General features: G+C 53.1%; 19 protein-coding genes. 10 read left to right on the forward strand and 9 right to left on the reverse strand.

Annotation, left to right across the window (positions count from 1 at the left end; genetic code table 11):
• Positions 1-125 precede the first annotated feature (125 nt).
• From dacB to pmrB, 3 genes are read left to right on the forward strand one after another with little or no spacing between them, the layout of a single operon-like run.
• Complete coding sequence (gene dacB, locus F8R23_RS15410; protein ID WP_099064495.1) at positions 126-1,559, forward strand: serine-type D-Ala-D-Ala carboxypeptidase; 1,434 nt, start codon at positions 126-128, stop codon at positions 1,557-1,559.
• Positions 1,560-1,567: 8 nt separating this feature from the next.
• Positions 1,568-2,230 (forward strand): two-component system response regulator PmrA, encoded by a 663-nt coding sequence (gene pmrA, locus F8R23_RS15415; protein ID WP_099064532.1) that lies wholly within the window; start codon positions 1,568-1,570, stop codon positions 2,228-2,230.
• Positions 2,227-3,288: a two-component system sensor histidine kinase PmrB gene (gene pmrB, locus F8R23_RS15420; protein ID WP_129935227.1), complete on the forward strand. Its 1,062-nt coding sequence runs from the start codon at positions 2,227-2,229 to the stop codon at positions 3,286-3,288. The genes pmrA and pmrB overlap by 4 nt, the downstream gene beginning before the upstream one ends.
• Positions 3,289-3,329: 41 nt before the next feature.
• Here pmrB and cgtA read toward each other — a convergent pair whose 3' ends face one another.
• The 4 genes from cgtA to rplU all read right to left on the reverse strand — a co-directional run bounded on the left by cgtA (position 3,330) and on the right by rplU (position 6,182).
• The gene (gene cgtA / locus F8R23_RS15425) at positions 3,330-4,502 is read right to left on the reverse strand and encodes an Obg family GTPase CgtA (protein ID WP_099064493.1); all 1,173 of its coding nucleotides are present in this window, start codon (positions 4,500-4,502) and stop codon (positions 3,330-3,332) included.
• A gap of 16 nt (positions 4,503-4,518) precedes the next feature.
• Entirely contained in the window at positions 4,519-5,490 is a 972-nt protein-coding gene (locus F8R23_RS15430) for a DMT family transporter (RefSeq protein ID WP_099064492.1), read from the reverse strand.
• Between the two features lie 105 nt (positions 5,491-5,595).
• The gene (gene rpmA, locus F8R23_RS15435; protein WP_004933559.1) at positions 5,596-5,853 is read right to left on the reverse strand and encodes a 50S ribosomal protein L27; all 258 of its coding nucleotides are present in this window, start codon (positions 5,851-5,853) and stop codon (positions 5,596-5,598) included.
• Between the two features lie 17 nt (positions 5,854-5,870).
• Positions 5,871-6,182: a 50S ribosomal protein L21 gene (rplU, locus tag F8R23_RS15440; RefSeq protein WP_012004933.1), complete on the reverse strand. Its 312-nt coding sequence runs from the start codon at positions 6,180-6,182 to the stop codon at positions 5,871-5,873.
• Between the two features lie 269 nt (positions 6,183-6,451).
• Here rplU and ispB point away from each other — a divergent pair, with 269 nt between their 5' ends.
• Positions 6,452-7,423 carry an octaprenyl diphosphate synthase gene (gene ispB / locus F8R23_RS15445; RefSeq protein ID WP_129935229.1) on the forward strand — a complete coding sequence of 324 codons (972 nt, stop codon included), beginning with the start codon at positions 6,452-6,454 and terminating at the stop codon, positions 7,421-7,423.
• A gap of 49 nt (positions 7,424-7,472) precedes the next feature.
• On the opposite strand, the gene F8R23_RS15450 is transcribed toward ispB, so the two are convergent.
• Positions 7,473-7,823: a DNA-binding protein gene (locus F8R23_RS15450; protein ID WP_129935231.1), complete on the reverse strand. Its 351-nt coding sequence runs from the start codon at positions 7,821-7,823 to the stop codon at positions 7,473-7,475.
• A gap of 182 nt (positions 7,824-8,005) precedes the next feature.
• Between F8R23_RS15450 and F8R23_RS15455 the strand changes: the two genes are divergently transcribed.
• Positions 8,006-8,266, forward strand: coding sequence for a helix-turn-helix domain-containing protein (locus tag F8R23_RS15455; protein WP_085119457.1), 261 nt, complete (start codon positions 8,006-8,008; stop codon positions 8,264-8,266).
• A 68-nt stretch (positions 8,267-8,334) separates the two neighbouring features.
• Here the strand turns inward: F8R23_RS15455 and mdh are convergent, their stop codons facing one another.
• A complete protein-coding gene (mdh, locus tag F8R23_RS15460) occupies positions 8,335-9,273 on the reverse strand; it encodes a malate dehydrogenase (RefSeq protein ID WP_099064489.1) in 939 nt (312 codons plus the stop codon).
• A 466-nt stretch (positions 9,274-9,739) separates the two neighbouring features.
• Between mdh and argR the strand changes: the two genes are divergently transcribed.
• The 3 genes from argR to yhcN (F8R23_RS15475) all read left to right on the forward strand — a co-directional run bounded on the left by argR (position 9,740) and on the right by yhcN (F8R23_RS15475) (position 11,267).
• On the forward strand, positions 9,740-10,210 hold the full coding sequence (argR, locus tag F8R23_RS15465; RefSeq protein WP_020824937.1) for a transcriptional regulator ArgR: 471 nt from the start codon (positions 9,740-9,742) through the stop codon (positions 10,208-10,210).
• Positions 10,211-10,615: 405 nt separating this feature from the next.
• Positions 10,616-10,879 (forward strand): peroxide/acid stress response protein YhcN, encoded by a 264-nt coding sequence (gene yhcN, locus F8R23_RS15470; protein WP_085119454.1) that lies wholly within the window; start codon positions 10,616-10,618, stop codon positions 10,877-10,879.
• Positions 10,880-11,003: 124 nt separating this feature from the next.
• On the forward strand, positions 11,004-11,267 hold the full coding sequence (yhcN, locus tag F8R23_RS15475) for a peroxide/acid stress response protein YhcN (protein WP_151415783.1): 264 nt from the start codon (positions 11,004-11,006) through the stop codon (positions 11,265-11,267).
• A 200-nt stretch (positions 11,268-11,467) separates the two neighbouring features.
• Here yhcN (F8R23_RS15475) and mpl read toward each other — a convergent pair whose 3' ends face one another.
• Positions 11,468-12,847 (reverse strand): UDP-N-acetylmuramate:L-alanyl-gamma-D-glutamyl-meso-diaminopimelate ligase, encoded by a 1,380-nt coding sequence (mpl, locus tag F8R23_RS15480; protein ID WP_129935233.1) that lies wholly within the window; start codon positions 12,845-12,847, stop codon positions 11,468-11,470.
• Positions 12,848-13,016: 169 nt separating this feature from the next.
• Between mpl and fbp the strand changes: the two genes are divergently transcribed.
• Positions 13,017-14,021 carry a class 1 fructose-bisphosphatase gene (gene fbp, locus F8R23_RS15485; protein WP_151415784.1) on the forward strand — a complete coding sequence of 335 codons (1,005 nt, stop codon included), beginning with the start codon at positions 13,017-13,019 and terminating at the stop codon, positions 14,019-14,021.
• A 37-nt stretch (positions 14,022-14,058) separates the two neighbouring features.
• Here the strand turns inward: fbp and F8R23_RS15490 are convergent, their stop codons facing one another.
• Entirely contained in the window at positions 14,059-15,612 is a 1,554-nt protein-coding gene (locus F8R23_RS15490; RefSeq protein ID WP_151415785.1) for a methyl-accepting chemotaxis protein, read from the reverse strand.
• 256 nt (positions 15,613-15,868) lie between these two features.
• On the opposite strand from F8R23_RS15490, the gene ppa reads away from it, so the two are divergent.
• Positions 15,869-16,399, forward strand: coding sequence for an inorganic diphosphatase (gene ppa / locus F8R23_RS15495; protein WP_112347910.1), 531 nt, complete (start codon positions 15,869-15,871; stop codon positions 16,397-16,399).
• Between the two features lie 53 nt (positions 16,400-16,452).
• On the opposite strand, the gene F8R23_RS15500 is transcribed toward ppa, so the two are convergent.
• A complete protein-coding gene (locus tag F8R23_RS15500) occupies positions 16,453-16,800 on the reverse strand; it encodes a gamma-glutamylcyclotransferase family protein (RefSeq protein WP_006317485.1) in 348 nt (115 codons plus the stop codon).

The raw sequence follows: 16,800 nt of genomic DNA on the forward strand, positions 1-16,800 counted from the left end.
AAGTCAGGATCGATTTTGCATTTTGATACGCATTTTAGCGTAGAGTTCCTTGAGGGTCATCGTTTACTTTTTCCCTGAATGCACCGTAGTATGACGGCACGTTATCCAGCTGTTATCCCGAGATTATGCGTTTTTCACGAATTGTCAGTGCATTGGCTTGCGCATTTGTTCTAAATGCGAATGCGGCCCCGGTTGAAGATTACACACAATATTTGCCTGATGGGGCCAACCTTGCCCTGGTAGTTCAGAAGATCGGTGCAGACACACCGACCATCGATTATCACTCTCAGCAAATGGCGTTGCCGGCCAGTACCCAGAAAGTGCTGACCGCGCTGGCTGCATTATTGCAGCTCGGCCCCGACTATCGCTTCACGACCACGCTGGAAAGCCAGGGTGATATCAGTGACGGCGTGCTGCGCGGCAACCTGATTGCCCGCTTCAGCGGCGATCCGACCTTTAAGCGCCAAAGCCTGCGCAACATGGTGGCGATCCTGAAAAAGCAGGGCGTACGCCAGATCACCGGCGATGTGTTGGTCGATACTTCGGTATTCGCCAGCCATGACAAAGCCCCCGGCTGGCCGTGGAACGACCTGACGCAGTGCTTCAGCGCACCACCGGCGGCGGCGATAGTCGACCGTAACTGCTTCTCTGTGTCGCTGTACAGCGCGCCAAATCCGGGCGACATGGCCTTTATTCGCGTGGCCTCCTATTACCCGGTGAATATGTTCAGCCAGGTACGTACGCTGGCGAAAGGTTCTGCAGACGCCCAATATTGCGAACTGGATGTGGTGCCGGGCGAGTTGAACCGCTTTACGCTGACCGGCTGTCTGACCCAACGCAGCGACCCACTGCCGCTGGCTTTCGCTATCCAGGATGGCGCCAGCTATGCCGGTGCTATTTTAAAAGATGAGCTGAAACAGGCCGGCATTCAGATCGACGGCCACCTGAAGCGTCAGACCCAGCCAGGCCTGAAAGGAACGGTGATCGCCCAAGCTCAATCAGCGCCGCTGCACGAGTTGTTGAAGATCATGCTGAAGAAATCGGACAACATGATCGCCGATACCGTATTCCGCACTATCGGTCATGAGCGTTTTGGCGTTCCGGGCACCTGGCGTGCCGGTGCCGACGCGGTGCGTCAGGTCCTTCGTCAGAAAGCCGGTGTCGATTTGGGTAACAGCATCGTGGTAGACGGCTCAGGCCTGTCACGCCATAACCTGCTGGCCCCGGCAACCATGATGCAGGCATTGCAGTACATTGCGCAGCATGACAGCGAGCTGAACTTTATTTCGATGCTGCCGTTATCCGGCTACGACGGTACCCTGCGTTACCGTGGCGGTCTGCATGAAGCCGGTGTCGACGGCAAGGTTTCTGCCAAAACCGGTGCGCTGCAAGGCGTGTATAACCTGGCCGGATTTATCACCACCGCCAGCGGACAGCGTTTTGCCTTCGTACAGTATCTGTCAGGTTATGCCGTGCCGCCGGAAGATCAGAAACAGCGCCGAGCTCCCTTGGTGCGTTTCGAAAGCCGCCTGTACCGGGATATTTATCAGAATAACTGAGGGTTATGATGAAACTGCTGATTGTTGAAGACGATGAGCTGCTGCAACAAGGCCTGGCACTGGCATTAGCCGGGGAAGGCTATGCCTGCGATTGCGCCGCCACGGCGGCGGAGGCCAGTGCTCTGCTCCTCACCAGTCAGTACAGTATGATTATCCTCGATCTGGGTCTGCCCGACATGGACGGCGCCAGCCTGCTTCGGCAGTGGCGCCGCCAGCAAGTTGAATTGCCGGTACTGATTCTGACAGCACGTGACGCACTGGAAGATCGTGTCGACGGGCTGGATGCCGGTGCCGACGATTACCTGGTGAAGCCCTTTGCTTTGGTTGAGCTGCAGGCGCGCGTGCGGGCTCTGATCCGCCGTTACCAGGGCCACAGTGACAATCTCATGCAGTTGGACGATCTCCAGCTCAATCTCTCCAGTCAGCAGGTTTATGTTCAACAACAGCCGGTGGAAGTCACTCCAAAAGAGTTCGCCATCCTGTCGCGTCTGATGATGCGCGCCGGACAAACGGTCAACCGTGAACTGCTGCAGCAGGATCTTTATACCTGGCAGGATGATTTGGGCTCTAACACGCTGGAAGTGCATATCCATAACCTGCGCCGCAAATTGGGTAAGGATCGCATCCGTACCGTTCGCGGTATCGGCTATCGCCTGGAGTCCTCATCATGATCAGCATGCGCCGTCGTCTGTTGTTGATGCTGGCGCTGATCCTTTTGGTCACCCAGCTTATCAGTGCCTTTTGGCTGTGGCATGAAAGCCAGGAGCAAATCAGCTTCCTGGTGGATGAAACCCTGTCGGCCAAGGTTCGTACCGAGCGTGTCGATACGGAAATCGCCGAAGCGATAGCCTCGTTGCTCGCCCCTTCACTGATCATGATGATCGTCACCCTGCTGGCCTCATTTTGGGCTATCAGCTGGATTATCCGACCGCTTAATCAACTGCAACAGCGGCTGGAAAAGCGCTCCGCCGATAACCTGACGCCACTGCCGCTCAACAGTGACAGTCTGGAAATGATGGCGGTTACCACCACACTCAACCAATTGTTCTCGCGGCTGGATAACACCATCCAACAGGAACGGCTGTTTACCGCCGATGCCGCCCATGAGCTGCGTACACCTCTGGCGGGAATCCGTCTGCATCTGGAGTTAATGGGAAAGCAGGGGATCCCGCAAAGCGGACCGCTGATTACCCGCATTGACCAACTGATGCACACCGTCGAGCAATTGCTGATGCTTGCGCGCGCCGGGCAAGATTTTGCCAGTGGCCATTATCAACGCTTCGATTGGGTGAACGACGTTATTCAACCGCTACGGGAAGAACTCGAAGAGTTGGCAGCGCAACGCGGACAAAGTCTGAAATGGCAGCTTCCAGCCACCGCCCCGGTACATGGCGACCCGGTGCTGTTACGTCTGCTGCTGCGCAACCTGGTGGAGAATGCCCATCGTTATAGCCCCGAGGGCAGCAGGATCCAGGTGCAACTGACTCGGCAGGATCGCGGGCATCGGCTACAGGTAAGCGATGAAGGACCGGGCGTCAAAGAGAAAATGGTAGGCGAACTCACCCAGGCCTTCCGCCGTATGGATCAGCGCTATGGCGGCAGTGGGCTGGGGCTGAACATCGTGACCCGTATTGTACAGCTGCATCAGGGGCGTTTAACGCTGGAAAACCGTCAGGATACCCACGGGCTCAATGCTCAATGCTGGTTGCCGGAAAACGTACTGAAATAAAAAAAGGGCCCAGTATTAACTGAGCCCCTCTCTTCGCAAGATTACTTCTGGTAAACGATTTCGACGCCTTCGTCGTCTTCTTCATCCCAGTCGTCATCCCAGTCGTCATCCGCTTCAGCTTCCACTTCAGCGATCTGTTCACGATGGTAATCATCCCACATGAACTCGACTTTCTCCGGCGCGCTTTCTGCTATGGCCATGGCTTTCGGTTGGGTATTGATAAACTTCATCACATCCCAGCACAGCGCATTGACACCTTCGCGATTGACGGCGGAGATCATGTAGTATTTACCTTCCCAACCCATGCCCTCTGCAATCGCCTTGGCACGTTCGGCAGCTTCTTCTTCGCCTATTACATCAATCTTGTTGAAAACCAGCCAACGAGGCTTCTGCGACAGATTCTCGCTATACTGATTCAACTCATTGATGATGATTTTGGCATTTTCTACTGGGTCAGACTCATCGATTGGGGCGATATCCACCAGGTGCAGCAGCACGCGGCAACGCTCCAGATGCTTCAGGAAGCGAATACCCAGACCAGCGCCGTCAGCGGCACCTTCGATCAGCCCTGGGATATCGGCAACCACGAAGCTTTGCTCGTGGTCCATACGTACCACACCCAGGCTTGGTACCAGAGTGGTAAACGGATAGTCAGCCACTTTCGGCTTGGCAGCAGACACTGCGCGGATAAAGGTCGACTTGCCGGCGTTCGGCAGGCCTAACATACCCACATCGGCCAGCAGCAACAGCTCCAACAGGATGTCACGAGCTTCACCGGCGGTACCCAACGTTTTCTGACGCGGAGCACGGTTGACAGATGATTTAAAACGGGTGTTGCCCAAACCGTGCCAACCGCCCTTCGCCACCATCAGACGCTGCTCATGACGGGTCATGTCACCGAGGATCTCGCCGGTGCCCTGATCCTGCACGCGGGTACCTACCGGTACCTTGATGGTAATATCTTTGCCACGCTTGCCGGTACAGTCACGGCTCTGACCGTTCTGGCCACGTTCGGCGCGGAAAGATTTCTCAAAGCGGTAGTCGATCAGCGTGTTGAGGTTTTCGTCCGCCAACAGATAGACGTCGCCGCCATCGCCGCCGTCACCACCATCAGGCCCGCCGTTCGGGATATACTTTTCGCGACGGAAGCTGACGCAACCATTACCACCGTCACCTGCAACGACCAAAATCGCTGCTTCATCTACAAACTTCATTTACCGTCTCCGTAAATCATTCACCAGGCTGCTTCAAAGGAGCAACCAGGCGGGGTTCTGCCCGTCGCGGCCACCAACGGTGACCAATTGCGGAAAACATGGCGCCCGCTACCACCACGAAAGCACCGACATAGCCGACGACATTTAATGTCGGGGCGGCGAATACGTGTGGCCAGGCCAGCGCCAATAAATCTGAAAAAAGCAGGGTAAACAGCGGTGTCAGCGTCACTAACGCGCTCACCTGTGCCGCCTGCCAGCGCGCCATGGCCTCAGCCAGCGCACCATAACCAATCAGCGTGTTGGCACCACAAAACAGCAGACAGGCTAATTGCCAACCGCTGAGCTGGAAAATCACCTCCGGCCTGGCCAGAGGAAATAACGCCACTGCACATAAAGTGTACAACATTACCAGGATTTGCGGCGAGGCCAATCGACGCAGCAACACTTTCTGCGCAACGCCATAAGTAACCCAGACCGTTGCCGCACACACACCCAACAACACCCCAAGGGTGTAATCCGTCAGGCGGGTGAAAATTTCAATCAGGCTGACATTGAAGAACAACAGCAACCCGCAGATCAGCATCAGCGCGCCAATCACCTGGGTAATGCGCATGCGCTCTTTTAAAATCAGCACGCTGGCAAACATCATGCCGACCGGCGATAGTTGGCCGATCACTTGCGATGCTGTCGGGCTGAGATACTGCAGTGAAGAGCTGAAGAAAATAAAATTCCCCAGCAAGCCTGCGGTGGCGATGGCCAGAATCAACAACCAGCGCGGTTGACGGAACAGGGTCACCGGCGGCAACTTGCCGCGCACGGCCAAAATAAGCCCCAATCCAAGTGCAGCAATGGTAAATCGATACCAAACGATGGTAAACGGCTCCATCACTACCAGCACTTCTTTCATCGCAATCGGCAATGCACCCCAGCAAACTGCCGTAGTCACCGCCAGAGAAATGCCAATTCCGACCTGCTGTTTCGTTTCCATCTTACCTTTGCCAGCGCTGACGGGCCGATACACAAGTAGCCCATAAATGTAAAAAGCCCCGCAACGAATTGCGGGGCTTACATCTATTTAGTAAGGCTCGGAAAATTATTCAGCTTCGATGCTGATAAATTTACGATTGCTCGGGCCTTTAACTTCGAATTTGACTTTACCGTCTTTCAAAGCAAACAGAGTGTGGTCTTTGCCGCAACCCACGTTGGTACCAGCGTGGAATTTAGTGCCGCGCTGACGAACGATGATGCTGCCTGCCAGTACTGCTTCGCCGCCAAAGCGTTTTACGCCCAGACGTTTAGCTTCTGAATCGCGACCGTTACGAGTCGAGCCGCCAGCCTTTTTGTGTGCCATTAATCTGCTCCCCTAACTTAAGCGCTGATGCCGGTGATTTTAACGTCAGTGAACCACTGACGGTGGCCCTGCTGCTTACGATGGTGCTTACGACGACGAAACTTAACGATCTTAATTTTCTCGCCACGACCGTGAGCAACGACTTCAGCTTTGATCTTACCGCCATCGACGTAAGGAACGCCGATTTTGATATCTTCGCCATTAGCGATCATCAGAATCTGGTCAAACTCAACTGCTTCACCAGTTGCGATGTCCAGCTTTTCCAAGCGAATGGTTTGACCTTCGCTTACTCGGTGTTGTTTACCACCACTTTGGAAAACCGCGTACATATAAAACTCCGCTTTCCGCGTGCCCAACTGTTTAGTACAGAGCGCGCTATAAATATTCACAATAGGGCGCGAATTCTACGCAATAATCCAGCATATGACAAGAGCAGAATAAGACCAGAAGCAGAAAAAAGAAGAAAAAAAGCACAGTTTCTTTCATGGCGTTTATCTGAGCCGTTTTTCAAGTACAATCAGAGGGACAGTTACCGCCATGTACCGATGTGAGCAGCGATCTCAACGCGGTGAAGAGAAACACAGCTGAAAAAAATACAATGAACCTAGAGCAAATTACCGAGTTAACCGCGCAAGATATGGCGGCCGTGAACGCAACAATTCTCGAACAGCTGAATTCCGATGTCACGCTCATCAATCAGCTTGGCTATTACATTATCAGTGGTGGCGGTAAACGCATCCGCCCGATGATCGCCGTTCTGGCGGCGCGGGCGTTGCATTATCAGGGTGATAAACACATTACCGTGGCTGCGCTGATCGAATTCATTCACACCGCTACCTTGTTGCATGATGACGTGGTGGATGAATCAGATATGCGCCGCGGCAAGGCCACCGCCAATGCCGCCTTCGGCAATGCTGCCAGCGTTCTGGTCGGCGACTTCATTTATACCCGTGCTTTCCAGATGATGACCAGTCTGGAATCGCTGCGCGTGTTGGCGCTGATGTCCGAGGCCGTCAACGTAATAGCCGAAGGCGAAGTGCTGCAGTTAATGAACGTCAACGATCCGGACATTACCGAAGAAAGCTACATGCGGGTGATCTACAGCAAAACCGCACGTCTGTTTGAAGCAGCGGCACAGTCCTCAGCCATCCTTTCAGATGCAAGTGAAGCAGAAGAAAAAGCGCTGCAGGATTACGGTCGCTACCTTGGCACCGCTTTCCAGTTGATCGATGACCTGCTCGATTACAGTGCCGACGGCAGCACCCTGGGTAAAAATACCGGTGACGATCTCAATGAAGGGAAGCCGACACTGCCGTTACTGCACGCCATGCATAACAGCGAAGGCGCACAGAAAACCATGATCCGTGGGGCTATTGAACAAGGTAACGGCCGTCATTTGCTGGAACCCGTGTTGGAGGCCATGCAGAAATGCGGCTCGCTGGAATATACCCGCCAGCGTGCTGAGGAAGAGGCCGACAAGGCCATTGCCTCGTTGCAAGTTCTGCCGGAATCCGCTCATCGTTCCGCGCTGGAAGGATTAGCGCATCTTGCGGTTCAACGTGATTTTTAAGAAACAATAAACGTCTTGCTGTTTCCACAGACCCGCGCTGCGGGTCTGATCATTTCTCCGCTGAAATACGCGCCAATAAGCTACCGATCCCTTCTCGCATCAGGAACGCCAAAACTTTCTCACGTTCGCTCTCCGTCAGGTGATAGAAATATTCGATCCACACGGCCAGCGGATCCTTGCGGTCAAACTCATAGCTTGCAGGTTCTTCTTTTAATACCAATAAATTACGTATCCCGGCAGGCAAGCTGTCAATATGGTATTCCAGCGCTTTCCCCTGCACGCCTTTACGCCGGCGGCTGATCCAGCCTTCACGACGCGCCATCAAATTTATTCCCTGTGCTGAGGAGGGTAATCCTGCTACGCCTGTCAGCTCCTTGGCGGCAAACCACTCTTTTTTCATGGCCATGTTCTCTGGGCAAAAGTCGGCAAATATCTTTTTTTGGAAATTTATGGGATATTTTTTAAGAAATTTAGTGGTATCCTAGTCTCCGTATAAGCGTTTCATGTTGTTCAAACGATTAATTTTGACCTGTTAGTTATACCACTAACAGAACTTTCGCTAATCAAAAAAGGAATGCAAACATGAACTCAAGGAACAAGGACTGGCATCCGGCGGATATCATTGCGGCTTTACGTAAGAAGGGAACTACACTGGCGGCGGTATCGCGCAAGGCAGGGCTAAGCTCATCAACGCTGGCGAATGCGCTATCGCGCCCCTGGCCAAAAGGGGAATGGTTAATTGCCGAATCACTTAACATCCATCCTGCAGAGATTTGGCCAAGCCGTTATTTCGATCCGCACACCCACAACCTGCTGGATCGAAAAGCCCGCATCCGGTCATAGCTGCGGGCATAAAAAAACCGCCGGTACGCTGTCCGGCGGCCTATGTATACTCATGCACCACTGAATGATCAGTTATTGATAAACTTTTCGCCCAGTTCGATATCTTTGTGCAGAACATCCAGCATGTCTTCCAGCGCTTTCTGTTCGAACGCGCTCAGAGTCCCGATGTCTTTGCGTTCTTCAACGCCATTCTTACCCAGCACCAGCGGTTGTGCGAAGAAGCGAGCATATTTGCCATCCCCTTCCACGTAAGCACATTCCACCACGCCTTTTTCGCCTTGCAGCGCACGAACCAGAGACAGGCCGAAACGCGCCGCCGCCTGACCCATTGACAAGGTTGCAGACCCGCCACCGGCTTTAGCTTCAACCACTTCAGTACCCGCATTCTGGATACGCTTGGTCAGATCGGCCACTTCCTGCTCGGTAAAGCTCACGCCAGGGATCTGTGACAACAATGGCAGGATGGTCACGCCAGAGTGTCCGCCGATTACCGGCACGTTCAGCTCTTCCGGCTGTTTGCCTTTCAGCTCAGCCACGAAGGTGTTGGAACGGATGATATCCAGCGAAGTCACGCCGAACAGTTTATTTTTGTCATAAACACCGGCTTTCTTCAGCACTTCTGCTGCGATAGCCACGGTGGTGTTAACCGGGTTGGTGATAATACCGATGCAGGCTTTCGGGCAGGTTGTTGCCACTTGCTGGATCAGATTACGCACGATGCCCGCATTCACGTTGAACAGATCTGAACGATCCATGCCTGGTTTACGTGCAACGCCGGCAGAAATCAGTACCACGTCCGCGCCGTGCAGGGCTGGAGTCGCGTCTTCGCCACTGAAGCCTTTGATTTTAACTGCGGTTGGGATGTGGCTTAAATCGACGGCAACGCCTGGGGTAACGGGGGCAATGTCGTAGAGAGAGAGTTCAGAACCTGAAGGAAGCTGGGTTTTGAGTAGAAGGGCGAGGGCCTGGCCGATACCGCCAGCAGCACCGAGAACTGCAACTTTCATCCTATACTCCTTTATTATCTTAAATATATAAAGCGCCGTGAATATGTTGGGTACGGACCTTAAATTATTACACCTTTAAAAACAATCTCTTAACAGTCTGTTTGAGAACTGGCGCAATAAAACGGCCGATATCGCGCTCATCTTAGATTAAATCGCTTACGCATTAAGGGCATAGCGCACACTAATCAAAAATACTGCGAGGTTATTCACGAGCAAGTTAACCGGCGGTTACATTACACCCTTACACAACATCAGAACAACATCATTTTAATAACATTTTCTTTACTACCTCAGACGGTTTTTTCGGTCACGGAAAGGGCATATTCATGGGATACGGATTTTGTTAAAATGCTGCCCTTTCCTCATTGTCCGGGCCTTTTTGTTTTTTCCGGGCGTCCTTTTATTGCATAAAAATTCATTTATATGCATAATAATCACTTCAATTGTCAACATTCCACGGTGCAAAATGCGTAATCCCGCAAAGCAGGAAGATCTGATCAAGGCGTTTAAGGCGTTATTGAAAGAAGAAAAATTCAGTTCTCAAGGCGAGATTGTTTTGGCGCTGCAAGAAGAAGGCTTCGAAAACATCAACCAATCCAAAGTATCGCGCATGCTGACCAAGTTCGGTGCGGTGCGTACGCGCAATGCCAAAATGGAAATGGTGTATTGCCTTCCGGCCGAACTCGGCGTACCCACCACCACCAGTCCGCTGAAAAACCTGGTGTTGGACGTCGATCATAACGATGCTGTGGTAGTGATCCACACCAGTCCCGGCGCAGCACAGTTAATAGCCCGCCTGCTGGACTCGCTGGGTAAATCTGAAGGCATCCTCGGCACTATCGCCGGTGACGACACTATTTTCGTTACCCCGGCCAGCAGCTTTACCGCTCGTCAGCTGTACGAAGCCATCCTGACGCTGTTCGAACAAGAGTTATGATGCATAGCGCTAACCAAATGCGGCCAACGGTCGCGTTTTGTTAGCACTTCTTTAACCCTACCCTTACCTTTCCCCCATCATCTACCACGTTTAAAACCAGGTTTCCTCCACACCACAACACATTTAAATGACATTTCACCGTAACCAGTGATAGCTACTGCTATCTTCCGCACTTTTGGTCAAAAACACTTACCTTATTGAAATTACATAATTTTAACATTGAAAGATCGTTTTATGAGCGGTTTTTATTCCATCTGGTTATTAAAAATAAGCAACGCCATAATAAAGTTTCACAAGAAACTGTTAGCTAACTATTAATTTTTAGAGTTACTAGATGTATACTCATTTCCGTGACGTAAATCACAGTTCATTGGAACTGATAAAAGAATACGAAAAGGATAAATCATGAAAATTAAAGCTACCATCGCAACTATGAGCATTCTATCCATGCTTTCTTTCGGCGCATTTGCAGCACAATCTGTTGATGCAAATCAGGCCGCAAAAATGCAGGCCGCAGGCACCATTACCGTCAGCGGCGTTGCCGGTGCACCTTCAGACATCCGTCAGGCACTGTCTGAAAAAGCCGATGCCAAAGGGGCAACCGCTTACCGTGTAATCGAAGCGCGCAACGAAGGTAACTTCCACGCCACCGCAGAAATTTACAAATAAGTACAAGGTGTTACCCGGAAACGGGCAATAAAACTCTGGAACCCAGCATTACCGATAACAGCCTTCAAGAATAAAAACGCTGCAAAAGCCCTTCCAGGCGGTTATCGCAACAGGACCCAATATCATGAACATGAAAACTACCCTCGCCGCACTCAGCCTGCTGTCAGTCGTTTCGTTCGGTGCTTCTGCCGCCACGTTAATCACTAATGATCAGGCCAACAATCTTCAGTCGGTCGGTACCATTACCGCCAGCGGTATTACCGGCGCGCCTTCCGATATTCGCCAGGTCCTGTCCGACAAGGCCGACAAGCAAGGCGCTAAAGCCTACCGCGTGATCGAAGCCTACGAAAACGGCAACTGGCACGCAACAGCAGAAATCTACAAATAACAATTCAGAGGACATGCTTACCGAACTGATTACCCTCGTCACTGCCACTGCCGAGTTCTGTCGTAAGCACTGATTCTCTGGAGAAACTTCGTCGTCCTATCCGACGGACCCCGTTGCCCTCGCTCGCGAGGGCTTTTTTATGGGCGTAAAAAAGGGCCGTGACCGGCCCTTGGCACAAAGTATTTCAAATTCCCAAACAATCAATAGGTTGCTTTCGGTTCCGGTTTGTTGGCCAAAGCCTCCAACAGCCGATCGTGGATCCCACCAAAGCCGCCGTTACTCATCACCAAAATATGGTCACCCGGCTGGGCTGTTTTCACGATCATATCCACCAGCGTGTCGAGGTCGGCACTCCAGTGGGCCGGCTGAACGCAGGCTTCCGCCACTTCCGCAACCTGCCAGGGGATATGGTGCGGCTGGAACAGGAACACTTCATCAGCACGGCCAAGGGATGGCGCCAGATCGTTCTTGCTAATCCCCATTTTCATGGTGTTGGAACGCGGCTCGAGCACAGCCAGAATGCGGGCGGTGCCGCCGACTTTGCCACGCAACGCGGCCAGGGTCGCCAGGATCGCCGTTGGGTGATGGGCAAAATCGTCATATACCGTGATGCCATTGGCTTCACCACGTAACTCCAGGCGACGACGAGCATTGATAAAGTCGTCGAGTGCACGGCAAGCATCGGCAGGCAGCACGCCAACATGACGGGTGGCGGCAATGGCCATCAAACCGTTATGCATGTTGTGTTCACCCACCAGAGACCACTTCACTTCACCTACCTGTTCGCCATTGAGGAATACCGCATAATGGCTGGCATCCGGCGTCAGTTTCTGCGCACGCCATGCTCCCTCTTCCCCAATCAGTTCCTGCTCACTCCAGCAGCCCATCGCCATCACCTGTTTCAGGTGGCTGTCGTTATCAGGCAAAATGATCTTGCCCTTGCCCGGCACCAAACGCACCAGATGGTGGAACTGTTTTTGGATCGCTTTCAGATCGTCGAAGATATCGGCGTGATCAAATTCAAGGTTGTTCAGGATCAGCGTACGCGGGCTGTAATGCACAAACTTGGAACGCTTGTCGAAGAACGCGCAATCATACTCGTCGGCTTCGATCACAAAGAACGGGCTATCGCCCAGGCGAGCAGAAACGTCAAAGTTGCCCGGAACCCCACCAATAACAAAGCCCGGCTGGTAGCCGCAGGCTTCCAGGATCCAGGTCGCCATGCCCGCGGTGGTGGTTTTACCGTGTGTCCCGGCAACGGCCAACACCCAACGATCGCGCAGCACATAATCGTGCAGCCACTGTGGGCCGGAAACGTAAGGGATACCCTGCTCCAGTACCGCTTCAACGCATGGATTGCCGCGTGTCATGGCGTTACCGATGATCACCAGGTCTGGTGCAGGATCCAACTGAGCCGGATCGTAACCCTGGATCAGATCGATCCCTTCCCTCTCCAACAGCGTGCTCATCGGCGGATAGACATTAGCGTCAGAGCCGGTCACCTCATGCCCTAGCGAACGTGCCAGCACCGCCAGCCCGCCCATAAAGGTGCCACAGATCCCAAGAATGTGAATGCGCATAGTTTTCTCATAGAGTACGTCGAATGTTGCCCCCATTCTAACGCTCAGAATCGTCCAGAAGAAATGGATTTGCCTATGAATAGCGTTCATCTTTGGGCTACACTGCTCGCGAATACGTTGGCGGTTTGTTAACAAACCGCTACCCATCCGTAGATTCAGGGATTGTGTCATGAAAACGTTAGGCGAATTTATCGTCGAGAAACAGCACGACTTCTCTCACGCCACCGGCGAGCTGACAGCATTACTTTCTGCAATTAAACTGGGCGCCAAAATCATCCACCGCGATATCAACAAAGCGGGCCTGGTTGATATTCTCGGCACCAGCGGCGTTTCCAACGTACAGGGTGAAGTTCAGATGAAACTGGACCTGTATGCCAACGAAAAGCTGAAAGCAGCATTGAAAGCGCGCGGTGAAGTTGCGGGTATCGCTTCTGAAGAAGAAGATGAAATCGTGATATTCGACGGCGAGCGGGCTGAAAATGCCAAGTACGTGGTGCTGATGGATCCGTTGGACGGCTCGTCCAACATCGATGTCAACGTCTCGGTCGGTACGATTTTCTCTATCTATCGTCGCATTACCCCGGTCGGCATTCCAGTGACCGAAGAAGACTTCCTGCAACCAGGTAGCGCTCAGGTCGCCGCCGGCTACGTGGTTTATGGTTCATCCACCATGCTGGTGTACACCACCGGTTATGGCGTGCATGCCTTTACTTACGATCCTTCTCTGGGCGTGTTCTGTCTCTCCCATGAGAAAGTCCGCTTCCCGACTAGCGGCAATATGTATTCCATCAACGAAGGTAACTACATCAAGTTCCCGCGCGGTGTGAAGAAATATATTAAATATTGTCAGGAGCAGGACGAAGCGACGCAGCGGCCTTACACCTCCCGCTACATCGGTTCACTGGTTGCCGACTTCCACCGCAACCTGCTGAAAGGCGGCATCTATATTTATCCAAGCACCGCCAGCCACCCGCAAGGCAAGCTGCGCCTGCTGTATGAATGCAACCCGATGGCGTTCCTGGCGGAACAGGCCGGCGGTAAAGCCAGCGACGGTAAAAACCGTATTCTGGACATTACCCCGGTGAAACTGCACCAGCGTGCACCGTTCTTCGTCGGCACCAAATCCATGGTGGAAGACGCCGAGCGCTTTATCGCCGAGAACCCGGACGAATAACCGGTTCTATGCGGGGGGCGCATTTCGCCCCCCTGCATTAGAGTTTGAACGCCGCCATACTCTGCGCCAGCAACTGAGCCTGCTCCTCCAGCGAGCGCGTCGCTGCCGCCGACTCTTCGACTAATGCCGCATTTTGCTGAGCCACCTGATCCATCTGTGCCACCGCCAGGTTGACCTGCTCAATACCGCTGCTTTGCTCGCGCGTAGCCGCAGAAATCTCCCGCATCAACGCCGTTACACGTCCCACTTCGCCGGTGATCCCATTCATGGTTTTCGCCGCTGACTCGGCCATCTGTTCGCCTTCCTGCACCCGGTTTTGCGATGCTTCGATCAGCCCTTTAATCTCTTTCGCCGACTGCGCGCTACGTTGGGCCAGGTTGCGAACCTCACCGGCTACCACGGCGAAACCTCGCCCTTGTTCACCCGCACGTGCCGCCTCTACCGCCGCATTCAGTGCCAAAATATTGGTCTGGAAAGAGATGCCGTCCATCACGCTGATGATATCGGCGATGCGCCGTGAACTGTCGGTTATCGCCTGCATCTTGTCCATTACCTGGCTGACCACCTCACTGCCCTGATTCGCGATATCAGAGACGCTAAGCGCCAGTTGATTGGCCTGTTCGCAGTTCTCGGCATTCATTTTCACCGTTGAGGTCAGTTGCTCCATGCTGGCGGCGGTTTCCTCCAGCGAAGCAGCCGACTCTTCGGTACGCTGTGCCAGGTGCTGGTTACCGGCAGCCAGTTCGCGTGAACCGGTGTCAATTTGGCTACTGGCATCACGCACCTTACTGACTGAACTGACCAATGCCTGTTGCATCCGCTGCATCGCACGCACCAGACGGCCCATTTCGGTTTCCCCTTCGCCGATGATGTGGTGCGTCAGGTCGCCGCCGGCGATATGTTCCAGCTGAGCGATAGATTCATCCAGTGGCCGCAGGATAATCACCCGCAACGCAAACCAGGCCAGTACCGCCAGCAATACACTGAGCAGGCCGGCGATCAGGATCAGGGTAATCTTGGTGCTGGCGTTGCTTTCCGCCTCATGCACCCGTTGCTGGCCAATCTTCATGGCAAAGCTACGGAAATCGCTGAGGTCTTTTTCGAAAGCGATGCTCAGGGCGGAGATTTTGGTTTCCTGGATGTCGTAATAATCATCAACTTTGCCGGCCTTGATGGCATCGGCCATTGGCCTGACGCCCTGCTCCAGATAAGCGCGATAGCTGTTTTGCAAACGAGTGGACAATTCGCGCCCACGTTCGGTCACGGTGCCGACGCTGACAAAGCGCGCCATTTCCTGCTTTGACTGCGCAAGGTAATCATAAATGCGGCCCACCGTGGCATCAGACACTTCGATCTGGCCAATTTCGCGCTGGCGCACCGCCAGTGAGGCGGCCGTTCTGGCCCGCAGCGTCAGGTTGGAACTGCTGGCCAGCGATCCCAGTTCTTCCCCCAGGATCTGGTTCAGGGTATTTAACGAACGCGAGCCTTCGTTAATGGCGTTGACGCCGATCGTGCTGACCATAATCAACAGCAGCGTCATCAGGCTCAGCAGGGCAATCAGCCCGGCCTTGACCGTAATCTTTTTTAACATGAGTTGTTCCCGGCTTCAGAAATAGTGAGTTCTAACGTAGAGGAGGTAAAACGCAGAGCCAGACTTCGCCGACTCATTATTATTTGATGAAGTTATCGGCAACCGCGGGAAAAACTTAACGCCGTTGGAGGATTAATCTGGAAATTCAGTGGATGGCCGTCTGCCGGGGCGAGGGTGATGAAAAGGGCAGGAAATCGCAAAAGAGTCCGCTATAATAGCCGCCACTCCATTTCTGGTTTGATTAAAGGAAACCGACATGAGCTTGAACCTGGTCCCTGCTGGCAAAGACCTGCCGGAAGACATCTACGTAGTTATCGAAATCCCGGCCAACGCCGATCCGATCAAATATGAAATCGACAAGGACACCGGCGCGCTGTTCGTTGACCGTTTCATGTCCACCGCGATGTTCTACCCGTGCAACTACGGCTACATCAACCACACCCTGTCTCTGGACGGTGACCCGGTTGACGTGCTGGTGCCGACCCCATTCCCACTGCAGCCTGGCTCTGTGATCCGCTGCCGTCCGGTTGGCGTTTTGAAGATGTCCGACGAAGCCGGTGAAGATGCTAAACTGGTTGCCGTTCCGCACAGCAAGCTGACCAAAGAGTACGATCACATCAAAGATGTGAACGACCTGCCAGAACTGCTGCGTGCCCAGATCGCTCATTTCTTCGAGCACTACAAGGATCTGGAAAAAGGCAAATGGGTGAAAGTCGAAGGCTGGGCAGACGCTGCCGCGGCTAAAGCTGAAATCATTGCCTCTTTCGAACGTGCTGCCAAGAAGTAATTCTTAGCCGCCGTCCGATAAAAAAACACCGCTCTGTGAGCGGTGTTTTTTTTTTACTTTTCGTCGAGACGCTTCAGCCAGTCACCGCTATTAATCCGCGGGTAACCATCCACGCTGTGTTTATACAGGTAGATCCACGCACTCCCATAAGGCGTCTGAATCAGCTCGCGCTTATAGTCCTTGGTGTTGCTTTTCAGTTCGTCCAGCTCAGCCAAAATCGATGAGTTGATGCGGTACACCTCACAATGTACCGTGCCCTCTCCAGGGATCGCCGCCGGGTAATGGCCCAGATTATAAATCTGATAGCCTTCGAGCTCATGCTCGCCGAGCCATTGGGCGTTGGTCATCCAATGGCTGTTTCCCTGTTTGCGTCGTAAACTGCCGTAGACAATTATTCGCAT

Source organism: Serratia proteamaculans (assembly GCF_008830365.1).
Classification (GTDB): Bacteria; Pseudomonadota; Gammaproteobacteria; order Enterobacterales; family Enterobacteriaceae; genus Serratia; species Serratia proteamaculans.